At 74.2% G+C, this 20,881-nt stretch carries 21 protein-coding genes; 14 read left to right on the plus strand and 7 right to left on the minus strand.

Annotated features, from left to right (window positions below; translation table 11 throughout):
• From AB0J00_RS07990 to AB0J00_RS08005, 4 genes are read left to right on the plus strand one after another with little or no spacing between them, the layout of a single operon-like run.
• Positions 1 to 1,842 carry an NAD(P)-binding protein gene (locus AB0J00_RS07990; protein WP_357742712.1) on the plus strand — a complete coding sequence of 614 codons (1,842 nt, stop codon included), beginning with the start codon at positions 1 to 3 and terminating at the stop codon, positions 1,840 to 1,842.
• 39 nt (positions 1,843 to 1,881) lie between these two features.
• Positions 1,882 to 2,586, plus strand: coding sequence for a 3-oxoacyl-[acyl-carrier-protein] reductase (gene fabG / locus AB0J00_RS07995; RefSeq protein ID WP_357742715.1), 705 nt, complete (start codon positions 1,882 to 1,884; stop codon positions 2,584 to 2,586).
• Between the two features lie 4 nt (positions 2,587 to 2,590).
• Positions 2,591 to 3,370, plus strand: a complete 780-nt coding sequence (gene fabI, locus AB0J00_RS08000; protein WP_357742717.1) for an enoyl-ACP reductase FabI — start codon at positions 2,591 to 2,593, stop codon at positions 3,368 to 3,370.
• Positions 3,354 to 4,565, plus strand: coding sequence for a ferrochelatase (locus AB0J00_RS08005; protein ID WP_357742720.1), 1,212 nt, complete (start codon positions 3,354 to 3,356; stop codon positions 4,563 to 4,565). Before fabI ends, AB0J00_RS08005 begins: the two co-directional genes overlap by 17 nt.
• A gap of 65 nt (positions 4,566 to 4,630) precedes the next feature.
• On the opposite strand, the gene AB0J00_RS08010 is transcribed toward AB0J00_RS08005, so the two are convergent.
• The gene (locus AB0J00_RS08010) at positions 4,631 to 5,368 is read right to left on the minus strand and encodes a hypothetical protein (RefSeq protein ID WP_357742723.1); all 738 of its coding nucleotides are present in this window, start codon (positions 5,366 to 5,368) and stop codon (positions 4,631 to 4,633) included.
• 77 nt (positions 5,369 to 5,445) lie between these two features.
• Here AB0J00_RS08010 and AB0J00_RS08015 point away from each other — a divergent pair, with 77 nt between their 5' ends.
• Together AB0J00_RS08015 and AB0J00_RS08020 are read left to right on the plus strand one after the other, a co-directional pair.
• Positions 5,446 to 5,877 carry an NfeD family protein gene (locus AB0J00_RS08015; RefSeq protein WP_357742726.1) on the plus strand — a complete coding sequence of 144 codons (432 nt, stop codon included), beginning with the start codon at positions 5,446 to 5,448 and terminating at the stop codon, positions 5,875 to 5,877.
• A gap of 88 nt (positions 5,878 to 5,965) precedes the next feature.
• Positions 5,966 to 7,189 carry an SPFH domain-containing protein gene (locus tag AB0J00_RS08020; protein WP_357742729.1) on the plus strand — a complete coding sequence of 408 codons (1,224 nt, stop codon included), beginning with the start codon at positions 5,966 to 5,968 and terminating at the stop codon, positions 7,187 to 7,189.
• A gap of 52 nt (positions 7,190 to 7,241) precedes the next feature.
• Here AB0J00_RS08020 and AB0J00_RS08025 read toward each other — a convergent pair whose 3' ends face one another.
• On the minus strand, positions 7,242 to 8,285 hold the full coding sequence (locus AB0J00_RS08025; protein ID WP_357742732.1) for an RNA polymerase sigma factor SigF: 1,044 nt from the start codon (positions 8,283 to 8,285) through the stop codon (positions 7,242 to 7,244).
• Positions 8,282 to 8,782, minus strand: a complete 501-nt coding sequence (locus tag AB0J00_RS08030; RefSeq protein ID WP_357742734.1) for an ATP-binding protein — start codon at positions 8,780 to 8,782, stop codon at positions 8,282 to 8,284. Before AB0J00_RS08030 ends, AB0J00_RS08025 begins: the two co-directional genes overlap by 4 nt.
• Positions 8,783 to 9,044: 262 nt before the next feature.
• Between AB0J00_RS08030 and AB0J00_RS08035 the strand changes: the two genes are divergently transcribed.
• Positions 9,045 to 10,064: a DNA topoisomerase IB gene (locus tag AB0J00_RS08035; RefSeq protein ID WP_357742737.1), complete on the plus strand. Its 1,020-nt coding sequence runs from the start codon at positions 9,045 to 9,047 to the stop codon at positions 10,062 to 10,064.
• A gap of 95 nt (positions 10,065 to 10,159) precedes the next feature.
• Here AB0J00_RS08035 and AB0J00_RS08040 read toward each other — a convergent pair whose 3' ends face one another.
• Positions 10,160 to 10,558, minus strand: coding sequence for an STAS domain-containing protein (locus AB0J00_RS08040; protein WP_357742739.1), 399 nt, complete (start codon positions 10,556 to 10,558; stop codon positions 10,160 to 10,162).
• Positions 10,559 to 10,840: 282 nt separating this feature from the next.
• The gene (locus AB0J00_RS08045; protein WP_357742742.1) at positions 10,841 to 11,416 is read right to left on the minus strand and encodes a hypothetical protein; all 576 of its coding nucleotides are present in this window, start codon (positions 11,414 to 11,416) and stop codon (positions 10,841 to 10,843) included.
• Positions 11,417 to 11,588: 172 nt separating this feature from the next.
• Here AB0J00_RS08045 and AB0J00_RS08050 point away from each other — a divergent pair, with 172 nt between their 5' ends.
• The 6 genes from AB0J00_RS08050 to AB0J00_RS08075 all read left to right on the plus strand — a co-directional run bounded on the left by AB0J00_RS08050 (position 11,589) and on the right by AB0J00_RS08075 (position 18,016).
• Entirely contained in the window at positions 11,589 to 12,155 is a 567-nt protein-coding gene (locus tag AB0J00_RS08050; protein ID WP_357742745.1) for a DUF1360 domain-containing protein, read from the plus strand.
• Between the two features lie 164 nt (positions 12,156 to 12,319).
• Positions 12,320 to 13,351 (plus strand): Ku protein, encoded by a 1,032-nt coding sequence (locus tag AB0J00_RS08055; RefSeq protein WP_357742748.1) that lies wholly within the window; start codon positions 12,320 to 12,322, stop codon positions 13,349 to 13,351.
• A 6-nt stretch (positions 13,352 to 13,357) separates the two neighbouring features.
• Positions 13,358 to 14,878: a non-homologous end-joining DNA ligase gene (gene ligD / locus AB0J00_RS08060; protein WP_357742751.1), complete on the plus strand. Its 1,521-nt coding sequence runs from the start codon at positions 13,358 to 13,360 to the stop codon at positions 14,876 to 14,878.
• Entirely contained in the window at positions 14,875 to 15,792 is a 918-nt protein-coding gene (gene ligD, locus AB0J00_RS08065; RefSeq protein WP_357742753.1) for a non-homologous end-joining DNA ligase, read from the plus strand. The genes ligD (AB0J00_RS08060) and ligD (AB0J00_RS08065) overlap by 4 nt, the downstream gene beginning before the upstream one ends.
• An 83-nt stretch (positions 15,793 to 15,875) precedes the next feature.
• A complete protein-coding gene (locus tag AB0J00_RS08070; RefSeq protein ID WP_357742756.1) occupies positions 15,876 to 16,358 on the plus strand; it encodes a Fur family transcriptional regulator in 483 nt (160 codons plus the stop codon).
• Positions 16,355 to 18,016, plus strand: coding sequence for a catalase (locus AB0J00_RS08075; RefSeq protein WP_357742758.1), 1,662 nt, complete (start codon positions 16,355 to 16,357; stop codon positions 18,014 to 18,016). Before AB0J00_RS08070 ends, AB0J00_RS08075 begins: the two co-directional genes overlap by 4 nt.
• Positions 18,017 to 18,196: 180 nt before the next feature.
• Here the strand turns inward: AB0J00_RS08075 and AB0J00_RS08080 are convergent, their stop codons facing one another.
• Entirely contained in the window at positions 18,197 to 19,444 is a 1,248-nt protein-coding gene (locus tag AB0J00_RS08080) for a globin domain-containing protein (RefSeq protein ID WP_357742761.1), read from the minus strand.
• 89 nt (positions 19,445 to 19,533) lie between these two features.
• On the opposite strand from AB0J00_RS08080, the gene AB0J00_RS08085 reads away from it, so the two are divergent.
• The gene (locus AB0J00_RS08085; protein WP_357742764.1) at positions 19,534 to 19,881 is read left to right on the plus strand and encodes a nuclear transport factor 2 family protein; all 348 of its coding nucleotides are present in this window, start codon (positions 19,534 to 19,536) and stop codon (positions 19,879 to 19,881) included.
• Between the two features lie 6 nt (positions 19,882 to 19,887).
• Here the strand turns inward: AB0J00_RS08085 and AB0J00_RS08090 are convergent, their stop codons facing one another.
• On the minus strand, positions 19,888 to 20,838 hold the full coding sequence (locus AB0J00_RS08090) for a PAC2 family protein (protein ID WP_357742767.1): 951 nt from the start codon (positions 20,836 to 20,838) through the stop codon (positions 19,888 to 19,890).
• Positions 20,839 to 20,881 lie beyond the last annotated feature (43 nt).

Genomic DNA, 20,881 nt, shown 5'->3' on the forward strand with positions numbered 1-20,881 from the left:
GTGGGCAACCTGACCCGGGCCTTCCGGCAGGTCGTCGCGGGCTCCGGCCCGCCGCCGCCCCGGCGGGCCGGACGGCGGGCGGAGGGGATCGACCGGCCGCAGGCGTCGGGCACCGTCTTCGTCGTCCTGCGCCGGATGCGCACGCCGCTGATCACGCTGGTCCTGGTCTTCGCGGTGAGCGTGCTCGGCCTGACCCTGGTGCCGGCGCAGGACGCCGACGGCCGGGCGGTGCCGATGGGCTTCTTCCACGCCTTCTACGTGATGAGCTACACGGCGACGACGATCGGGTTCGGCGAGCTCCCGGACCCCTTCACCGAGGCGCAGCGGATCTGGGTCATCGCCTCGATCTACCTCACGGTGATCGCCTGGGCGTACGCGATCGGCTCGCTGCTCACGCTGCTGCAGGACCGGGCCTTCCGCCGGGCGATGGCGTTGCGGTCGTTCACCCGCAAGGTGGCCCGGCTGCGGGAGCCGTTCCTGCTGATCGCCGGGTACGGGCAGACGGGCGAGCTGCTCGGGTACTCCTTCGACACCCTCGGGCGCCGGTTCACCGTCGTCGACATCGCCGAGGACCGGATCGACGCCCTGGAGCTCAACACCCACCAGGCCGACGTCCCGGGCCTGGTCGCCGACGCCCGCGATCCGCACAACCTGGTGGTGGCGGGGCTGGACCACCCGTGGTGCGCCGGCGTGCTGGCGCTGACCAACGACGACGAGGCCAACCTGGCGGTCACGATGGCCGCCGCGCTGCTGCGCCCCGAGCTCCCGGTGGTCAGCCGCACGACGTCGGGCGCGGTGGCCGCCCGGATGAGCGCCTTCGGCTCGCCGACGGTGATCAACCCGTTCGACCGGTTCGGGGACCACCTGCGCCTGGCGCTGCGCGCCCCCGCCTCCTACCAGCTGATGTCCTGGCTGGAGAGCGGCCCCGGCGCGGCGCTGCCGCCCCGGCAGGACGCCCCGGCGCGGGGGCGGTGGGTGGTCTGCGGGCACGGCCGGTTCGGCCGGCACTTCTCCGCCGACCTGCGGGCCGAGGGGCTCGAGGTGACGTCGATCGACCGCGACGGGGACGACGGGGAGCCGGGCGTGATCGTGGGCGACGCGTCCGACCCCGCCGTCCTGGCGCGCGCGGACCTGGGCGCCGCCGTGGGCTTCGTCGCCGGCACCGACGACGACACGACCAACCTCTCGCTGGTGGCCGAGGCCCGCCGGGTGAACCCCGGCCTCTTCGTGGCGGCCCGGCAGAACCAGCCCACCAGCGCCGCGCTGTTCACGGCGATGGACGTCGACGCGGTGCTGGTGCCCACCGAGGTGGTCGCCCACGACGTCTACGCCCAGCTCAGCACCCCGCTGCTGTGGCGGTTCCTGCGCGAGATGCTGCACCAGGACGACGCCTGGGCCGCCGAGGTGGTGCGCCGCCTGTCCGCGGCCTGCGGCACCCGCCTGGAGCCGCTGTGGAAGGTGGTGCTCGACGAGCGCGAGGCGCCGGCGCTGGCCGGCTGGCTCGCCCGGGGGGAGCTGCGCCTGGGCGACCTGCTGCGCAGCCCGGTCGACCGGGACCAGCAGCTGGCCGCCGTCCCGCTGCTGGTGCTGCGCGGCAGCGACTGCACGCTCACCCCGGCGGACGGGTTCCGGCTGCAGCCGGGTGACCAGCTGCTGCTGGCCGGCCGGGCACCGGTGCAGCGGGCGCTCGGGTCGACCCTGCTCGACGACGCGGCGCCGGAGTACCTGGTCACCGGCCGGCGCACGCCGTCCAGCTGGATCTGGCGCCGGCTGGCCCGGCGGCCTCCGGCGGGCAGCGCCGCCCCCGGTGCCCGGGAAGTGGGAGCCGGGCCCACCGACTAGGTTCATCCCCCGAGGGACGCAGCGACTCAGGGAGCGTGCATGGGCAGGTCGGTGCTGGTCACCGGGGGCAACCGGGGGATCGGCTTGGCGATCGCCCGGGCGTTCGCCGAGCAGGGCGACTCGGTCGCGGTCACGCACCGCGGCAGCGGCGCGCCCGACGGGCTGTTCGGGGTGGAGTGCGACGTCACCGACGCCGCGGCCGTCGACCGGGCGTTCACCCAGGTCGAGGAGCACCAGGGCCCGGTCGAGGTGCTGGTGAGCAACGCCGGGATCACCCGCGACGGGCTGCTGCTGCGGATGGGCGAGGAGCAGTTCACCGACGTCGTCGACGCCAACCTCACCGCCGCCTACCGGGTGGCGAAGCGGGCCGCGTCGAAGATGCTGCGCGCGCGGCGCGGCCGGATGGTGTTCATCAGCTCCGTGGTCGGCATGTCCGGCTCGGCCGGGCAGGTCAACTACGCGGCCAGCAAGAGCGGGCTGATCGGCCTCTCGCGGTCGATCGCCCGGGAGCTCGGCAGCCGCAACATCACCGCGAACGTGGTGGCGCCGGGCTTCGTCGCCACCGACATGACCGCCGAGCTGCCCGAGGCGCGGCAGCAGGAGATCCTCGGGCAGGTCCCGCTGGGCCGGTACGCCCAGCCGGAGGAGGTCGCCCGGGTCGTGCGGTTCCTGGCCAGCGACGACGCGGCCTACATCACCGGGGCGGTCGTCCCGGTCGACGGTGGACTTGGGATGGGGTACTGAAGACATGGGAATCCTCGAGGGCAAGAAGATCCTCGTCGCCGGCGTGCTGACCGAGGCGTCGATCGCCTTCTCCGCCGCCCGGATCGCGCAGGAGCAGGGCGCGACCGTCGTGCTGTCGAACTTCGGGCGGGCCTTCTCGCTGTGCCAGCGGATCGCCAAGCGGCTGCCGCAGGAGGCGCCGGTCGTCGAGCTCGACGTCACCAACACCGAGCACCTCTCGACGCTGGCCGACCGGCTGCGCGAGCACCTGGGCGGCGACGACGCGCGGCTGGACGGCGTCGTGCACTCCATCGGCTTCGCGCCGCAGGAGGCCATGGGTGACGGGTTCACCGAGGTCGCCTGGGAGCACGCCGCCACCGCCTTCCAGGTGTCCACCTGGTCGCTGGCCTCGCTGACCCAGGCCTGCCGGCCGCTGTTCGGCGACACCGCCTCGGTGGTGGGGCTGACCTTCGACGCGAGCGTCGCCTGGCCGGTCTACGGCTGGATGGGTGCCGCGAAGGCCGCGCTGGAGTCGACCTCCCGCTACCTGGCCCGCGAGCTCGGGCCGGAGGGCGTCCGGGTGAACCTGGTCGCCGCCGGCCCGCTGCGCACCATGGCGATGAAGTCGATCCCGGGCAGCGCCCAGTTCGAGGAGGCCTGGGAGGGCCGCGCGCCGCTGGGCTGGTCGGTCACCGACACCGAGCCCGCGGGCAAGGCCGTCGCGGCGCTGCTCAGCGAGTGGTTCCCGGCCACCACCGGCGAGATCGTGCACGTCGACGGAGGGTTCCATGCAGTCGGCGTCTGACCTCTCCCGGCCCCGGCACCCGCTGCCGGAGGGCGCGTCGATCACCCCCGAGGGGCAGCGGCCCGACCAGGAGCCGTCGCTCGCCGTCCGCAACAACGGCGGTGTCGCCCCGGCGGCCGCGCCGGCGCCGGCCGGCCGCCGCGAGGCGCTGCTGGTGCTCGGCTTCGGCGGCCCCGAGGGCCACGACGACGTGATGCCGTTCCTGGAGAACGTCACGCGCGGTCGCGGCATCCCGCGGGAGCGGCTGGAGGCCGTCGCCGAGCACTACCACCACTTCGACGGCGTCAGCCCGATCAACGACCAGAACAAGGCGCTGATCGCCGCGCTCGAGGCGGAGTTCGCCGCGGTGGGCATCGACCTGCCGGTGTACTGGGGCAACCGCAACTGGGCGCCCTACGTCGAGGACGCCTGGCGGCAGATGGCCGAGGACGGCGTGCAGCACGCCTACGTCCTGGCCACCTCGGCCTACGCGTCGTTCTCCGGCTGCCGGCAGTACCACGAGGACGTCGCCCGGGCCCGGGTCGCGCTGGAGCTCGACCCCACGGCCCCGGCCGGCCCGACCGCGGAGAAGCTGCCGCACTACTTCGACCGGCCCGGGTTCGTGCAGGCCAACGCCGAGGCGGTTGCCGCCGCGCTGGCCTCGTTGCCCGAGGACCTGCGCGACGGGGCCCGGCTGGTGGCCACCGCGCACAGCATCCCGAACGCGATGGCCGACGTCGCCGGCCCGCAGGGGCACGCCTACGAGGCGGAGCTGACGGCGGCCGCGCAGCTGGTCGTCGACGCGGCGGCGCCGGGGCGGGGGTTCGACCTGGTGTGGCAGAGCCGCAGCGGGCCGCCGTCCGTGCCGTGGCTGGAGCCCGACGTCAACGACCACCTGCGGGCGCTGGCGGAGAACGGCACCCGCGCGGTCGTCGTCTTCCCGATCGGGTTCGTCAGCGACCACCTCGAGGTCATCTGGGACCTGGACAACGAGGCGGAGGAGACCGCCGAGGAGCTCGGCCTGGCGTTCGCCCGCGCGGCGACGGCCGGCACGCACCCGGCGTTCGTGACGGCGCTGCGCGAGCTGCTCGAGGAGCGGCGTGCCGGCGGTGAGCCCCGGCTGGGCACCAACTGCCCGGCGTCCTGCTGCTTCGTGCAGCGCCCGGCCCGCCCGGCGGCCCCGCCGCGAGTTGATCATGGGCGAGTTGCCCGCTGACACGCCGGTGCGCGGTGCGTCAGCGGCAACTCGCCCATGGTCAACGGGGGATGGGCCTCAGCCGGTCAGCGCGGGACCCAGTTGTAGGCGGCGACGGTGGCCTCGCGGACGGCGGTGGCCAGCGGGCGCAGCGCGTCGTCCCGGGCCAGCGCCTGGGCGTTGGTGACCGCGGCGCCCGGGGCGTCGGCCATCGCCAGGTCCAGCACCTGCCGCAGCCGCTCCGCCCGGCCGAGCACCGACAGCGCCAGCTGGTCGTGGTCGTCGGGCAGCCCGACGGCCGGCACCTTCCGCGCCAGGCCGGCCAGCAGCGCGGGCACCTCGGGGTTCCACCGGGCGAGGTCGAGCTTCGCCAGCGTGCGGGCCGCGTCCCCGACGGCGAGGTCGAGCTCGCCGGAGACCCGGCGCAGGGTGTCCTCGGCCGGCGGGGGAGCGGGCGGCAGGCCGGTGAGGTCGAACGCCGTCCAGGACACCGCCTCCGGGCCCAGCTGCTCGGGCACCAGCGCGACCCGCTCGCCGACGGCGGCCTGGCCCGACTCCAGGGCCAGCGCGCCGAGCCCGGTCACCGGGGGCAGCCCGCGCAGGTCGCCGGGCACCGGCAGCACCAGCCGCAGCCGGCGCTCGCCCAGCCCGCGCAGCGCGCTCAGCGCCCAGCCCAGGGGCACCGCCTCGGTCGTGCCCGGCAGCCCGACGACCCGGTGGGCGTTGTCGTCGGCCAGCGCGTCGAGGGCGTCGTCGTAGGAGGAGCGACCGGTGAGCCACGCGGTGGCCCACACGGCGAGGCGGCCGGCGGCGAGATCGTGCACGAGGAACCAGGGTACGGCGGGCACGCGCCCCTCGCGGCTGCCTGCCCCGCGCCGGTCGTCGTGCCAGACTCGACCCCGTGGCTGCCTGGTTGCTCTGGTTGATCGCCGCGGGGCTGTTCGCCGCCGGCGAGGTCGCCAGCCTCGACCTCGTGCTGCTGATGTTCGCCGGCGGGGCGCTGGGCGGCATGGGTGTCGCCTTCGTGACCGACAACGTGGCGCTGCAGCTGCTGGCCTTCGTCGTCGTCTCCGCGGCGCTGCTGCTGCTCGTCCGGCCGGTGGCCAAGCGGCACCTGGAGCGCCGCACGCCCGAGCAGATCGACGGCGTCGCCGTGCTGGTCGGGCGCACGGCGGTCGTCTGCGAGCGGGTCGACAACGCGTCCGGGCAGGTGCGGATGGGGCACGACCAGTGGTCGGCCCGCACGCAGCTGGACGGCGAGGCGTACGAGGTGGGCGCCGAGGTGCGGATCGTGGAGATCCAGGGGCCGATCGCCTACGTCAGCCACACCTGAGGGGGAACACCGGAACGAAGGGTGACGCCGGGACGTCGGACGGGCAGGATCAGTTCCCCGCACCACCGACGATCGGAGCGCAGCCCTCGTGGAACCCGCCGTGATCGCCCTCATCGTGATCGCCCTGCTGGTGGTCATCGTGCTGGCGAAGAGCATCACCATCGTGCCGCAGGCGCAGGCGAAGGTGGTCGAACGCCTGGGCCGGTACAGCCGGACGCTCAGCCCCGGCCTGGCCCTGCTGGTGCCCTTCGTCGACCGGGTCCGGGCGACCATCGACCTCCGCGAGCAGGTCATCTCCTTCCCGCCGCAGCCGGTGATCACCGCCGACAACCTGCAGGTGGGCATCGACACCGTCGTCTACTTCCAGGTCACCGACCCGCGGCTGGCCGTCTACGGCATCGCGAACTACATCACCGGCATGGAGCAGCTGACCACCACGACGCTGCGCAACGTGGTCGGCGGGCTGAACCTCGAGGGCGCGCTCACCGGCCGCGACGGCATCAACGCCCAGCTCCGCGAGGTGCTCGACGGCACCACCGGCCCGTGGGGGCTGCGGGTGGCCCGGGTGGAGATCAAGGCGATCGACCCGCCGCCGTCCATCCAGGACTCCATGGAGAAGCAGATGCGCGCCGACCGCGACAAGCGCGCGGTCATCCTCACCGCCGAGGGGCAGCGGCAGTCGGCGATCACCACGGCCGAGGGTCAGAAGGCCGCGCAGATCCTCTCCGCCGAGGGCCAGAAGCAGGCCGCGATCCTGTCGGCGGAGGCGGAGCGGCAGAGCCGCATCCTGCGCGCCGAGGGTGAGCGGGCGGCGCTGTACCTGCAGGCGCAGGGGCAGGCGAAGTCGATCGAGACGGTGTTCAAGGCCATCCACGACGGCAAGCCCGACTCGAGCCTGCTGGCCTACCAGTACCTGCAGACGCTGCCCAAGATCGCGCAGGGCGACGCGAACAAGATGTGGATCGTCCCCAGCGAGTTCAGCAAGGCGCTGGAGGGGCTGAGCCGGCTCGGCGGTGCGGACGGCGAGGGCAGCTCCTGGCTCGACGTCGACAAGCACCCGACCACCGGGCCGGCGCCGACCGAGCCCAGCGGCAACGGCGGCCTCGACACCAGCGAGTGGTTCGAGTCGGCGCTGCCGCCGGCCGCCGAGCAGCCGGAGGCGAAGATCGCGCTGTCGAGCATCGCCGATGCCCCCGCGGGCGCGCTGGGCACCGCACCGCAGGTGCCGACCCCGCCGCCGCTGAGCCAGGTGAAGCAGGACGTGCAGGAGAGCGGCCCCGCCGCCGACCCGCGCAACCGCACCGAGGAGTGAACGCCGGTGGCCCGGGACTCGCCGAGTCCCGGGCCACCGAGGCGCACCGCGCTCAGTCCTTGAGCAGGCCCTCGCGGAGCTTGGCCAGCGTCTGGGACAGCAGCCGGGACACGTGCATCTGCGAGATGCCGATGTCCGCGGCGATCTGCGACTGGGTCATGTTCCCGAAGAACCGCAGGATGAGGATCCGCCGCTCGCGGGCCGGGATGGTGGCCAGCAGCGGCTGCAGCGACTCCCGGTACTCCACGCCCTCCAGCGCGGCGTCCTCCTCGCCCAGCGTCGCCGCCAGGGTGGGGGAGTCCTCCTCGCCGGACAGCCGCTCGTCCAGCGAGCTGCTGCGGTAGGCGTTGGCCACGGCCAGGCCCTCGAGCACCTCGGCGCGCGGGATGCCCAGGTGCTCGGCCAGCTCCGACGGCGTCGGGGCGTGCCCGTTCTTCTGCGACAGCTCGCTGACCGCCGCGTTCAGCGACAGGTGCAGCTCCTGCAGCCGGCGCGGCACCCGCACCGACCAGCCCTGGTCGCGGAAGTGCCGCTTGATCTCCCCGGTGATCGTGGGGACGGCGAACGACAGGAACTCCACCCCGCGGGAGGGGTCGAACCGGTCGATCGCCGCGATCAGGCCGAGCGTGCCCACCTGCAGCAGGTCGTCGAACGGCTCGCCGCGGTTGCTGAACCGGCGGGCGAAGTGCCGGACCAGCGGCAGGTGCTCCTCGACCAGGATCTCCCGCAGCCGCTCCCGGCGCGGGTCGCCCTTCTCCAGGGTGGCCAGCTCGGCGAACAGCGGCGCCGTGCGCTCGGCACGGCTGCGGTTCTCCGACACCGGCGGGGTCGCGGCCGTCGCGGTGCCCGGCTCCGTCGCGGTCGTCTCCACCGCACCGCCCTCGGCCTCGGGGTCCCCGGCGTCCGCGGGGGGCTCCGCGTCGTCGTCGGCGGGCCGGGTCTCCGGGTCCGCCGTGTCCTCGTCGGCGGCCGGCGCCGGCGGCTCCGGCACGACGGGCGCGTCGTCGGCGGGCGTGCGGGGTCGGGCGGCTGTGCCCGGGCCGAGGGCGTCGGCGCCCTCGGGGGCCGTCTGGTCGGTCGCGGCCGACCGGGTCACCGGGCCACCGACACGTCGTCGGGTGCCTCCGCGGCCCCCACCCCGGCGGTCTCGCCGAAGCGGGGCAGCTTCTTCACCAGGGCGATGCACGCCACCGGGGTGTTCTCGCCGTTGCCGGCGGGCACCGTGGCCTGGGTGCTGGGGCCGGCCTCGACGGTGTCGACGAGCGTGTGCAGGACCGCCCAGCCGAAGCCGTCCCGGGGGACGTCGGTGCCGGCCGGGGTGGCCACCCACGCGTCGATCCGCAGCCCGTCGCGGGCCACCTCGAACACGACCGTGAGCGGGTGGTCGGCGAGCGCGACGTCCGCCAGGGTGGCGCAGGCCTCGTCGACGGCCAGGCGGAGGTCCTCCACCGCGTCGAGGTCGAAGTCCATGCGCAGCGCCAGGTCGGCGGCCATCGCGCGGACGGCCGGCAGTTGGGTGCGCGACGTCGGCACCCGCAGCTCCAGCCGCTCGGCGCGCCGCTCGCCGTTGGCGGCGCCCGTGGTGTCTGCCATCCGGTGTCTGCTCCTTCGTCTCCGCCTCCCGCGGGGGGAGGCTGCTGGTCGATCCTCGCGCACCCGCCACCCTCCCCGGGAGGGACACGGGGGAGCGAGCGGCCCGGCCGGTCACCACGACGGTAGCCCGACCGCCGCGCGGCCGGGGCCGGTGGGCTGCGGACGGCGCCCGCGGGCCGGGCCCGGCCGCCCGGGGCGCGCATCCGGGTGACACCCGCGACCGCGGGGTTTGACGGAGGCCGGTGGTGACCACCTGCAAGGCGTGAGACTCCGCCGCAGCGACGTGCACGCGCCGGGCTGGACCCGGAGGCGGGCCGGCCGGGCCTTCGCCTACTACGACGCTGACGGCGTGCTGATCAAGGACGAGCGGCTGGACCGGCTGCGCGCGCTGGCCATCCCGCCGGCCTGGAAGGACGTCTGGATCTGCCCCTGGCCCAACGGCCACATCCAGGCGACCGGGGTCGACGCCGCGGGCCGCCGCCAGTACCGCTACCACGACCAGTGGCGGGTGAAGCGGGACGCCGCCAAGCACGAGCGGGTGCTGGAGATCGCCCAGCAGCTGCCCGACGTCCGCGACGCGGTGGTGCACGCGCTGCACGGCGGCGGGCTGGGGCGCGACCGGGTGCTCGCCGCCGCCGTCCGGCTGCTCGACCTCGGTGCCTTCCGGGTCGGCAGCGAGCAGTACGCGGAGGAGAACGGCACCTACGGCCTGGCCACGCTGCGCAAGGAGCACGTCCGGGTGCGCGGCGAGCGGGTGTTCTTCTCCTACACCGCGAAGGGCTCGATCGAGCGCGAGCTGGAGATCACCGACAAGCCGACGGCCAGCGTCGTCCGGGAGCTGCTGAAGCGGCCCGACGGCACCGGTGAGGAGCTGCTGGGCTACTGGGTGGGCGAGGGCGCCGACCGGCAGTGGCACGACGTCTCCAGCGACGAGGTGAACGCCTACCTCAAGGAGATCAGCGGCGCCGAGATCACCGCCAAGGACTTCCGCACCTGGAGCGCCACCGTGCTCATGGCCGCGACGCTGGCCGAGTCGCCCAAGCCGGCCAGCAGGACCGCCCGCAAGCGGGTGGTCAAGGAGGCCTACGTGCGGGTGTCGGAGCAGCTGGGCAACACCCCGACGGTGGCCAAGGCCAGCTACGTCGACCCGCGGGTGGTCGACAAGTGGGAGCACGGCGAGGACATCGCCGAGGCCCTCTCCGAGGCGGCGCAGGCGCCGGACGACCGCACGCAGCAGCGGATCGTCGAGGGCGGCGTCTGCCAGCTGCTCAGCCTCGGGTAGGCGCGGCGACCGGGGGCGGAAACGCCGCCGACGGCGCCCCGCGGGTGCGGGACGCCGTCAGCGGCGGTGCTGGGTCGGGGCCGGGTGGCCCCGGGTCAGCGCGTCTCGGCGATGGTGAACAGGTCGATGAGACCGGTCACCTCGAGCGGGCGGGTCACGGCGCGGGTGTTGGCGATCAGCCGCAGACCCACCTCGCGGGCGCGGGCCGACTTCTGGGTCTCGACCAGCACGGCCAGACCCGCCGACCCCAGGAACTGCACGCCGCACAGGTCGATGACCAGGGCGGAGGGGGACTGCTCGAGCTGGGTGTCGAGCGAGGCCCGCAGGACCGGGGCGGTGAAGGTGTCGACCTCGCCGACGACCGTCACGGTGACCGTGCCGTCGTCGTCGATCGACGTCGACAGCGTGATCACGTCGTCGAAGGGCGCCTCGTTCTGGTCGGCCGGGGCCGACACCTCGTTGGTCCCTTCGGCGGGCGACTCGGAAGAGGTCACGGACTGCAGCTCCTTCTCTCAGCGGCGATGCCCGGGGGGCAACGCGAACGCCTGGACAGAGTACTGCGGTGCCCCGTCCGGCCCCCGCGCTCCCCGGAGGGATCGAGGTCATCTGCACCTCTGCCCGGGCGCGGGCAGGGGTGACGGCTGGCTGCTCAACCGTGGTGCCCAACCTAGCCGCGCGATGATCAGCTCACCACTCAGAGCGCAGGGCGGCACCGGGACCGCCGCCCGGACGGGTGGCGGTCCCGGTGCCGCCCTGCGGGGGAGCGGAACGGCGGGTCAGCCGTCGGTGACGTGCATGGCCGTCTCCTCCGGCCCCTCCCCGCCCACGTTGGCCTCGCCGGTGGCGACCACGTCGTCGGACACGCTGTCGGTGAAGGAGTCCGCGCGGTCGGACACGCCGTCCTGGTCCAGCTGCGGCACCGTGCGGTCGTGCGACTCCGCGGCACGGACGACGCCCTCACCGGTCCCGCCGTCCTCGCTGAGCGCCGGGTCGGGCACCTCCTCGGCCAGCCGCTGCGACAGCGACTCGCCCTCGGACTGCTCGCGCGCCGTGGTGCCGAAGTCGACGGTGGAGTGCTCGCGGTCGCCGGGCAGCGGCGCGAACTCCGGGTCCTCGGCCCGCTGCATGGTCGGGCTGTCGTCCTCCGCCACCTCGGGCACGCCGTCGTCCTCGGGGACGACGTCCCGGGCGGTCTGGCCCTCCGGCTCGGACACGGTGTCGCGGGCGACGTCCTCCTCGGTGCCGGTGAGGCCGCGCTCGTCGTCGGGGAACTCGGCGTCGTTGAGCGCCGAGTCGCGGGCGGCCCGGTCGAGGGTGGTGCTGTCCAGTGCGGACTGGTCCGGGTCGGTCATGTCGTGGTGCCTCCGTCCTGTCGTGCTCGCGCACGTCCGCCCTCGGGCGGGAGAGCCGGCCGGGTGGCCGGTGTCGTGATCACGGCCCTACCCGCGGACCCGGCAGGCATGCGTGACCCGGCCCGCACGGCGGCGCGGCATGACCCGCGGAGGAGGCGGGTAGCGGGCGGGCATGGCGATCCCCGACGAGGTCCAGCGCATCGGCGAGCCCGTGCGGCGGTGGGCGACCACCCAGAAGCAGGCGTACGCCCACGGCGAGGACCGGCCGGTGGCCGGCCACCTCGGGGCGATGAGCGTCTACACCGGCCTGGTGGGCGCCGCCGCGGCCGCCGTCCGCGCGTCGGGGAAGCAGCTGCCCGACCGCATCCCGCTCGGCGACGCGGTGCTGATGACCGTCGCCACCTTCCGCACCGCCCGCCGGATCGCCAAGGACCCGGTGACCAGCCCGCTGCGGGCCCCGTTCACCACCTACCAGGGCACCTCCGGCGAGGCGGAGATCGCCGAGGAGGTGCGCGAGCACGGCGGTTGGAAGCACGCCGTCGGCGAGCTGGTGACCTGCCCGTTCTGCATGGCCCAGTGGGTGGGCACCGGCTTCGTGTTCGGCTACGTCGCCGCGCCCCGGGCCACCCGCCTCGCCGCGCTGACCATGACGATGGTGGCCGGCTCCGACGTGCTGCAGTTCGCCTACGACGCGATCCAGCACGGGGTGCTGCAGGCGGAGTCCGACGACGAGTCGTGACCGGGCGACCACGGCCCGCCAGGGGGCACTGCCGCCGGTGACCCTTCCGGGTGGACCGGGGCGCTGAGCAGCCCGTTCGCCGTGCCGGGAGGCGGCCCGCGCCCCTATCCTCGATCTTGACGACAGGGGTCGGGTGCGCGGGCACCCGCGGGACGGAGGCAGGCGTGCGGTCGATCTGGCGGGGCGCGGTCTCCTTCGGCCTGGTCAGCATCGGCGTGAAGCTGTACTCGGCCACCGAGGACCACGACATCAAGTTCCACCAGGTGCACAGGACCGACGGCGGTCGGATCAAGTACCAGCGCACCTGCTCGGTGGACGGCGAGGTGGTCGAGTACAACGACATCGCCAAGGGCTACGAGCTGCCCGACGGTCAGCTGGTGGTGCTCACCGACGAGGACTTCGACGAGCTCCCGCTGACCACCACGCGGGAGATCGAGGTGCTCCAGTTCGTCGACCAGGAGCAGATCGACCCGATCCACTTCGAGAAGACCTACTACCTGGAGCCCGACGGGGTGGCCACCCGCCCCTACGTGCTGCTGCGCACCGCGCTGGAGAACGCCGGCCAGGTGGCGATCACCAAGATCGCCATCCGGCAGCGGGAGTCGCTGGCCGCGCTGCGGGTGCGCGACGGGGTGCTGGTGCTGCACACCATGCGCTGGCCCGACGAGATCCGCCGCCCCGACTTCGGCTTCCTCGACGAGGACGTTCCGGTGCGCCCGCAGGAGCTGGCGATGGCCGAGTCGCTGATCTCCACGATGGCCGGCGACTTCGACCCTGCGCAGTTCACCGACGACTACCGCGACGCGATGCAGGCGCTGCTGGAGGCCAAGCAGACCGGCGGCGAGGTGCAGGCCGCGCCGGACGTCGCCGACACCGGCGGCGGTGCCGTGGTCGACCTGATGAGCGCGCTGCGCCGCAGCGTCGAGCGGGCCGGCGGCAGCGCCGAGCCCGCCACCAGCACGGACGACGCGGCCGCGGACGACGGCGGCACGGACGACGCGCCGGCCGAGACCGCGAAGAAGGCCCCGGCCAAGAAGGCGGCCGCGAAGAAGGCCGCCCCGGCGAAGAAGGCCCCGGCGAAGAAGGCCCCGGCGAAGAAGGCCGCGGCGAAGAAGGCGCCGGCGGAGAAGGCCGCCGCCGAGGACGACGACGCGAAGCCCGCGAAGCGCACCTCGCGCGCCCGGAAGACCGCCTGACCCGGGGTGGTCGCCTCCCGTCCCGCCCACCCCGCCCCGGCTGACCCGCTCGCGACCTACCGGGCCAAGCGGGATCCGGCGCGCACCGCCGAACCGGTGCCGCCGGCCGGGCAGCCGCTGCCGGCCGGGGACGACGACGCGTTCGTCGTCCAGGAGCACCGCACGCCCCGCGGCCGCACCGGCGAGCGGGTGCACTGGGACCTGCGCCTGGAGCGCGGCGGCGTGCTGAAGAGCTGGGCGGTGCCCAAGGCGCCGCCGCTGGAGCCGGGCGTCAACCGGCTCGCCGTCCCGACCGAGGACCAGCCGCTGGACTACGCCGGGTTCAGCGGCACGATCACCGCGGGGGAGTACGGCGGCGGCGAGGTGGCCATCTGGGACGCCGGCCGCTACGCCACCGAGAAGTGGGCCGACGACCACGTGACCGTCGCCTTCGACGGGCAGCGGCTGACCGGCCGCTACGTGCTGTTCCGGCTGCCCGACGGCACCTGGAACGTCCGCAAGCTCGACCCCGACCCGGTCAGCGGTGCCCCGGTCGCCCCGGGGGTGCCCGAGGACGTCCGGCCGATGCTGGCCGCCATCGGCGAGCTGCCGCGCGCGGACGACCTGCGCTGGGGCTACGAGTTCAAGTGGGACGGCGTGCGCGCGCTGGCCCACGTGCGCGGCGGGCGGCTGCGGCTGCGGGCGCGCAGCGGCAACGACGTCACCGCGACCTACCCCGAGCTCGGGGCGCTGCCGGCCGTGCTGGCCGCCCACGACGCGGTCGTCGACGGCGAGGTCGTGGCGATGGACGCGCAGGGCCGGCCGGACTTCGGGCTGCTGCAGGGCCGGATGCACCGCACCGGCCCGGAGGTGGCCCGGCTGGCCGCGGCCGCGCCGGTCACCTACCTGCTGTTCGACCTGCTGGCCTGGGACGGCGAGAGCCTGCTCGGGCTGCCGTACGCGCAGCGGCGGGCCCGGCTGGACGCGCTCGGCCTCGCGGGTGGCCGCTGGGTGCCCACCCCGTGGTTCCCCGGCGACACCCCGGGCGTGGGCGCGCAGGTGCAGGCCGCGAGCCGGGAGAACGGCCTGGAGGGCGTGGTCGCCAAGCGGCTGGACTCGCCCTACCGGCCGGGCGGGCGGGGTCCGGACTGGCGCAAGGTGAAGAACCTGCGCACCCAGGCCGTGGTGGTCGGCGGCTGGCGGCCGGGGGAGGGGCGGCGCGCCGGCGGCATCGGCTCGCTGCTGGTCGGCGTGCACGACGACGCCGGCCGGCTGGTCTTCGCCGGGCACGTGGGCACCGGCTTCACCGCGAAGGCGCTGGCCGACCTCGAGCCGCTGCTCACCCCGCGGCGCACCTCCCCGTTCGTCACCCCGCCCGGCGCCCCGGCGCTGCCCCGCGAGGTCACCCGGGACGCGCACTGGGTGGAGCCGCTGCTGGTCGGCGAGGTGCGGTACGGCGAGTGGACCCGCGAGGGCCGGCTGCGCCACCCCGCCTGGCGCGGGCTGCGCGAGGACGTCGCGCCGGCGGACGTGGTGGTGGAGCCGTGAGGCAGCGGGTGCACATCGAGGGCCGCCAGCTCGAGGTGTCGAACCTGGACAAGGTGCTGTTCCCGCAGGTCGGGTTCACCAAGGCGCAGGTGATCGAGTACTACGTGCGGATCGCGCCGGTGCTGCTGCCGCACGTCGCCGGCCGGCCGGTCACGTTCACCCGCTGGCCCGAGGGCGTCGAGGGGCAGGCGTTCTTCGAGAAGAACAGCGCCCGGCACGCGCCGGCGTGGGTGGAGCACGTCGTCGTGCCCTCGCCCGGGTCGTCGCGCGGCCGGGAGACGCTGGACATGGTGCTGCTCACGGCCGTCCCGGACCTGGTGTGGTCGGCGAACATGGCGGCGCTGGAGGTGCACGTGCCGCAGTGGCGGGTCGGCGCGTCGGGCCGGCAGGAGCTGCCCGACCTGCTGGTGCTCGACCTCGACCCGGGCCCCGGCACCGGCGTGACCGAGTGCGCGCGGGTCGCGCACCGGCTGCGCGAGCGGCTGGTCGACGACGGGCTGGACCCGGTGGTGAAGACGTCGGGCTCCAAGGGCCTGCAGGTGTACGCGCCGATCCGCTGCCGCGACCGCGAGCACCCCAGCCGCTACGCCAAGGCCCTCGCCCAGCAGCTCACCGGCGAGACCCCCGACCAGGTGGTGTGGCGGATGGAGAAGGCGCTGCGCCCGGGCAAGGTGCTGGTCGACTGGAGCCAGAACAACCCGGCGAAGACCACCGTCGCGCCCTACTCGCTGCGGGCCCGGGCCGGCGCGACCGTCTCCACGCCGCTGACCTGGGCCGAGGTGGACGCCGTCCGCGACGGGGCCGACCCGTCGACGCTGGTGTTCGACACCGCGGCGGTGCTCGGCCGGGTCGACGAGCACGGCGACCTGTTCGACGTCGGCGCCCGGCGCCGGGCCGCGCTGCCGGCCGTCTGACGCCGCCCGGCCACCGGGCCGACACGCCCACGACGAGTGCTGTTGATTTGACCGAGTCAAGACAACAGGGTTGGCTGTAGCCGATGGGGACGACCTGGGACGACCGGCTGCGGACGGCGGGGCTGCGCGTGACGCGGCCCCGGCTCGCCGTGCTGGGCGTGCTCACCGAGCACCCCCACGTGGACGCCGACACCATCGCCACCGCGGCCCGCGCGGTGCACCCGTCGATCTCGCCGCAGGCGGTCTACGGGGTGCTCCGCGCGCTGGTCGAGGGCGGCCTGGCCCGCCGCATCGAGCCCGCCGGTGCGCCGGCGCTCTACGAGCTGCGGGTCGGTGACAACCACCACCACCTGGTCTGCCGGGAGTGCGGGGCCGTCGCCGACGTCGACTGCGTCGTGGGGGCCGCGCCGTGCCTGAGCCCGTCGGAGACGGCGGGCTTCCTGGTCGACGAGGCCGAGGTCGTCTTCTGGGGCATCTGCGCCGACTGCCGGCAGTCCCGGGTGGTCGTGCGCAGGGACCGCAGCGCAACACCAGCAGCAGCAATCGGAAGGGGAGTGGGAGCATGACCGACGTCGCATCGCAGGGCCCCGCGGCCAGCGAGGCCGACCGCCCGGTCCTGACCAACCGTCAGGGCCACCCGGTCTACGACAACCAGAACCAGCGCACGGTGGGCGCTCGTGGCCCGGCCACGCTGGAGAACTACCAGTTCCTCGAGAAGATCAGCCACTTCGACCGGGAGCGCATCCCGGAGCGCGTCGTGCACGCCCGCGGCATCACCGCGTTCGGGTACTTCGAGGCCGACGGCACCGTGGGTGACGAGCCGATCGCGACGTACACCCGCGCCAAGCTGTTCCAGGAGAAGGGCACGCGCACCGACGTCGCGCTGCGCTTCTCGACCGTCGCCGGTGGGCGCGACTCCTCCGAGTCCGCGCGCGACCCCCGCGGCTTCGCGGTGAAGTTCTACACCGAGGACGGCAACTGGGACCTCGTCGGCAACAACCTGGGTGTCTTCTTCATCCGGGACGCCATCAAGTTCCCCGACTTCATCCACTCGCAGAAGCCCGACCCGGTCACCTTCGAGGCCAGCGTCGCGCAGCGGGCGTTCGACTTCTTCAGCCAGACCCCCGAGGCCATGCACATGATCTCGCTGGTCTTCAGCCCCCGCGGCACGCCGGCCGACTACCGGCACATGCAGGGCTTCGGCGTGAACACCTACAAGTGGGTCAACGCGCAGGGCGAGACCGTCCTGGTCAAGTACCACTGGTACCCGAAGCAGGGCGTCAAGTCCTGGACCGCCGCCGACGCCGCCGCCGCGCAGGCGAAGAGCCTCGGCACGCACACCAAGGACCTGCACGACGCGATCGCCGCCGGCGACTTCCCGCAGTGGGACCTCTACGTCCAGATCATGAGCGACGACGAGCACCCCGAGCTCGACTTCGACCCGCTGGACGACACCAAGGTCTGGCCGCAGGACGTCTTCCCGGTCCGCAAGGTCGGCACGATGACCCTCAACCGGATGCCGGTGGACAACTTCACCGAGAACGAGCAGATCGCCTTCGGCACCGGCGTCCTGGTCGACGGCCTGGACTTCTCCGACGACAAGATGCTGGTCGGCCGCACCTTCTCGTACTCGGACACCCAGCGCTACCGGGTGGGCCCGAACTACCTGCAGCTGCCGGTCAACGCGCCGAAGGCGCGGGTCGCCACCAACCAGCGCGACGGCCAGATGGCCTACGGCGTCGACCGGGCCGAGGGCAGCAACCCGCACGTGAACTACGAGCCGTCGATCCTCGGCGGCCTGCGGGAGGCGCAGTACCCGACCCACGACGAGCAGGGTCCGGTCATCACCGGCCGGGTCACCCGCAAGCGGATCCCGCGCACCAACGACTACAAGCAGGCCGGCGAGCGGTACCAGCTGTCCGAGCAGTGGGAGAAGGACGACCTGGTGGCCAACCTGGTCGGCGCCCTGGAGCAGTGCAACCGCGAGATCCAGGAGCGGATGGTCTGGCACTTCCTCATGTGCGACGACGAGTGGGGCCAGCGGGTCGGCGAGGGCCTGGGCATCACCGCGGACGACGTCCGCGGCCTGGAGCCGCTGCAGACCCAGACGCTGTCCGAGGAGGAGCTGCAGCGCGCGGCCAACCTCGGCAAGAACGGGCCGCGGGACGTGGCGGGTCTCGACATGACCCACTGCGTGCCCAACGAGCACGTCACCGTCGCTTGACGGTCGGCTGACTCCAGCACCACCAGCAGCGGGCCGCGACCGGGAGACCGGTCGCGGCCCGCTGTGCTGTGCACCGGTCGGTGACCGATACGACCGTTATCCCCAACTCGACGCACCGGTCGGCGGTCGCCGGGGAAGGAGCGGAGGAGCGCCCTGCGGGCGGGGCAATGACGCCGGGGGTCAGGCCGGGGCCGCAACGGCGGCGCCGGGCGCCGGTTCGCTGATGAGGTCGGCCTGCCAGAGGTCCGGGCCGAACACCTCGTACTGCACGTCCTTGGGGTGCACGCCCCGTTCCAGCAGCTGCTCGCGCACCGCCTTCATGAACGGCAGCGGGCCGCAGAGGTACCAGAGGGCGTCGTCGGGGACGGCGACCTCCGCGACGTCCATCGTCCCGGAGTGCACGCCGTCCACCGGCAGGCTGCACTGCTCAGTGCGCTCGAACCAGACGTGCACGCTGCCGTTGGCCAGCAGCCGGACGTCGTCGACCACCTGCCGGCGCAGCGCGAACGAGTCCTCGTCGGCGTCCGCGTGCAGCAGGGTGATCGGCAGGTGCGAGCCGGCCGCGACCAGGTGCGACAGCATGCCGGCCATCGGGGTGATCCCGATGCCGGCGCTGGCGAAGACCACCGGGCGGCCGGAGTCGTCGAGCACCACGTCGCCGAACGGCAGCGACAGGGTGAGCTCGTCGCCCACCGCCACGGAGTCCAGCAGCAGCTGGGACACCTCGCCGTCCGGCTTGCCGTTGCCGCGCACCCGCTTCACCGAGAACTGCCGGTGCTCGCCGTCGTCGGCCCGGGTCAGGCTGTACTGGCGCGGCTGGCGCAGCCCGTCGGGGGTGGGCACCTGCACGGTCACGTACTGGCCGGGCAGCGACGAGCGCACCAGCCGGTCGTCGACCCGGGCGACCCGGAAGGTGACGACGTCGCGCGTCTCGGGCACCTTCTCGGTCACCCGCCACCGCCGCCACACCGTCTCCGGCCGGACCCCGCGGGCGCTGTACAGCCCGCGCTCCTGGTTGATCAGCGCGTACGCCATCAGCCAGTAGACCTCGTCCCAGGCGGCGGCCACCTCCGGGGTGACCGCGTCGCCGAGCACGTCGGCGATCGCCCAGAACAGGTGGTCGTGCACCACCTGGTACTGGGCGGGCGTGATGCCCAGCGAGGCGTGCTTGTGCGCGATCCGGCTGAGCAGGTGCTCGGGGAGCTGCTCGGGCGTCTTCACCAGCGCGCTGGCGAACGCGGCCACCGAGCCGGCGAGCGCGACCTGCTGGCTGCCCTCCGCCTGGTTGCCCCGGTTGAAGACGCCGTCGAAGAGCTCGGGGTGCTCGCCGAACAGGTGGCTGTAGAAGCGGCTCGCGATCTCGCGGATGTTCGCGGCCACGGGCGGCAACGTCGCCTCGATGACGGGGCGTGAGCGGTCGGAGAGCATCGGTGCTCCTCGGGGTCGGGGACGGTGCTGGCCTCCCCCTAGCCACGACGCGCCGACGGCATGCCCGCTGTTCTGCTTGGCTTGCCGGCATGGACCGGTTGACCGCGCTGTACGAGGCGTTCCGCCGGCGGGACGTCGACGCGCTCCGCGCTCAGTGCGCGCCCGGGGTCGACTGGCCGGACGCGATGGCCGGCGGCCGCGTGGTCGGCCGGGACGCCGTGGGCGCCCACTGGCGGCAGCAGTGGGAGGTGCTCGACCTCGACCTGCACCCGCGGTTGATGCGCGAGCTGCCGGACGGGCGGGTCGCGGTGCTGGTCGACCAGGTGGTGCGCGACCACGACGGCGACCTGCTCAGCGAGGCCGTCGTCCTGCACACCTACACCCTCGACCCGGACGGGCGGGTCGAGCGGATGGACGTCGGCGACCCGCAGGTCTAGGCGGGGTCAGTCGTTGCGGCGGCGGTCCTGCTCGGCGAGGAACCGCTCCAGCTCCGCGCCCAGCTCGTCGCCGGTGGGCACCTCGCCGGCGCTGCCGAGCAGCCCGGTGCTCTCCCGGGCGCTGGTGAAGGAGTCGTACTGCTCCTCCAGCTGCGCCACCACGGCAGTGTTCTCCGAGGAGCGGCCGATCTGCTCGTCGATGTCGGTGCGGTTGGCCTCGGCGGCCTCGCGCAGCACCTCGGTGGGCACGTGCAGGCCGGTGAGCCGCTCGAGGTGCTCCAGCAGGGTGAGCGACGCGGCTGGGTAGGTGCCCTGCGCCAGGTAGTGCGGCACGTGCGCGGCCACGCCCATCGCGTCGATGCCGACCTCGCCCAGCCGCAGCTCCAGCAGGGCGCCGACGCTGCCCGGGATCTGCATCTCGGCCCAGTAGACCGGGTAGGACTCGATCAGCTGCCGGCGCGTGGCGTGCGCGGTCACGGTGACCGGCCGGGTGTGCGGCACCGGCATGGGGATGGCGTGCAGGTGCACCGCCGAGGTCACGCCCAGCCGGTCGGCGAGCTCGCGCACGGCCGCGGTGAACCGCTCCCAGGCGAAGTCCGGCTCGGTGCCGTGCAGCAGGAGGAACGGCTCGCCGCCATCGTCCTCGAGCGCGTAGAGGTTGATCTCCGGGGAGGTGATCGACTCGTACCGGTCGCCGGAGAAGGTCATCCGCGGGCGGTGTCCCCGGTAGTCGACCAGGCTGTCGGCGTCGAACCGGGCGATCAGCGTCGCCGGCAGCGAGCTCAGCAGGTGCGCGCCGGCCAGGGCGCCGGCGTGCGCGGCGTCGAACTCACCGGCGAGGTCGTGCACCAGCACCAGGCCGCGCCGCTCCGCGGGGTCGGTGACCCCGGCCTCGCGGACCAGGAACGGCTCCGCCTCGGGGAGCACCTCGACGAGGTCCTCCGGTCGCTGCGCCACGTGGACGTCCCTCCTGCTGGTGGTGCGGGTCTACGGGGAGCAC

It is taken from the genome of Modestobacter sp. NPDC049651 (assembly GCF_040659695.1).
Lineage (GTDB): Bacteria > Actinomycetota > Actinomycetes > Mycobacteriales > Geodermatophilaceae > Modestobacter.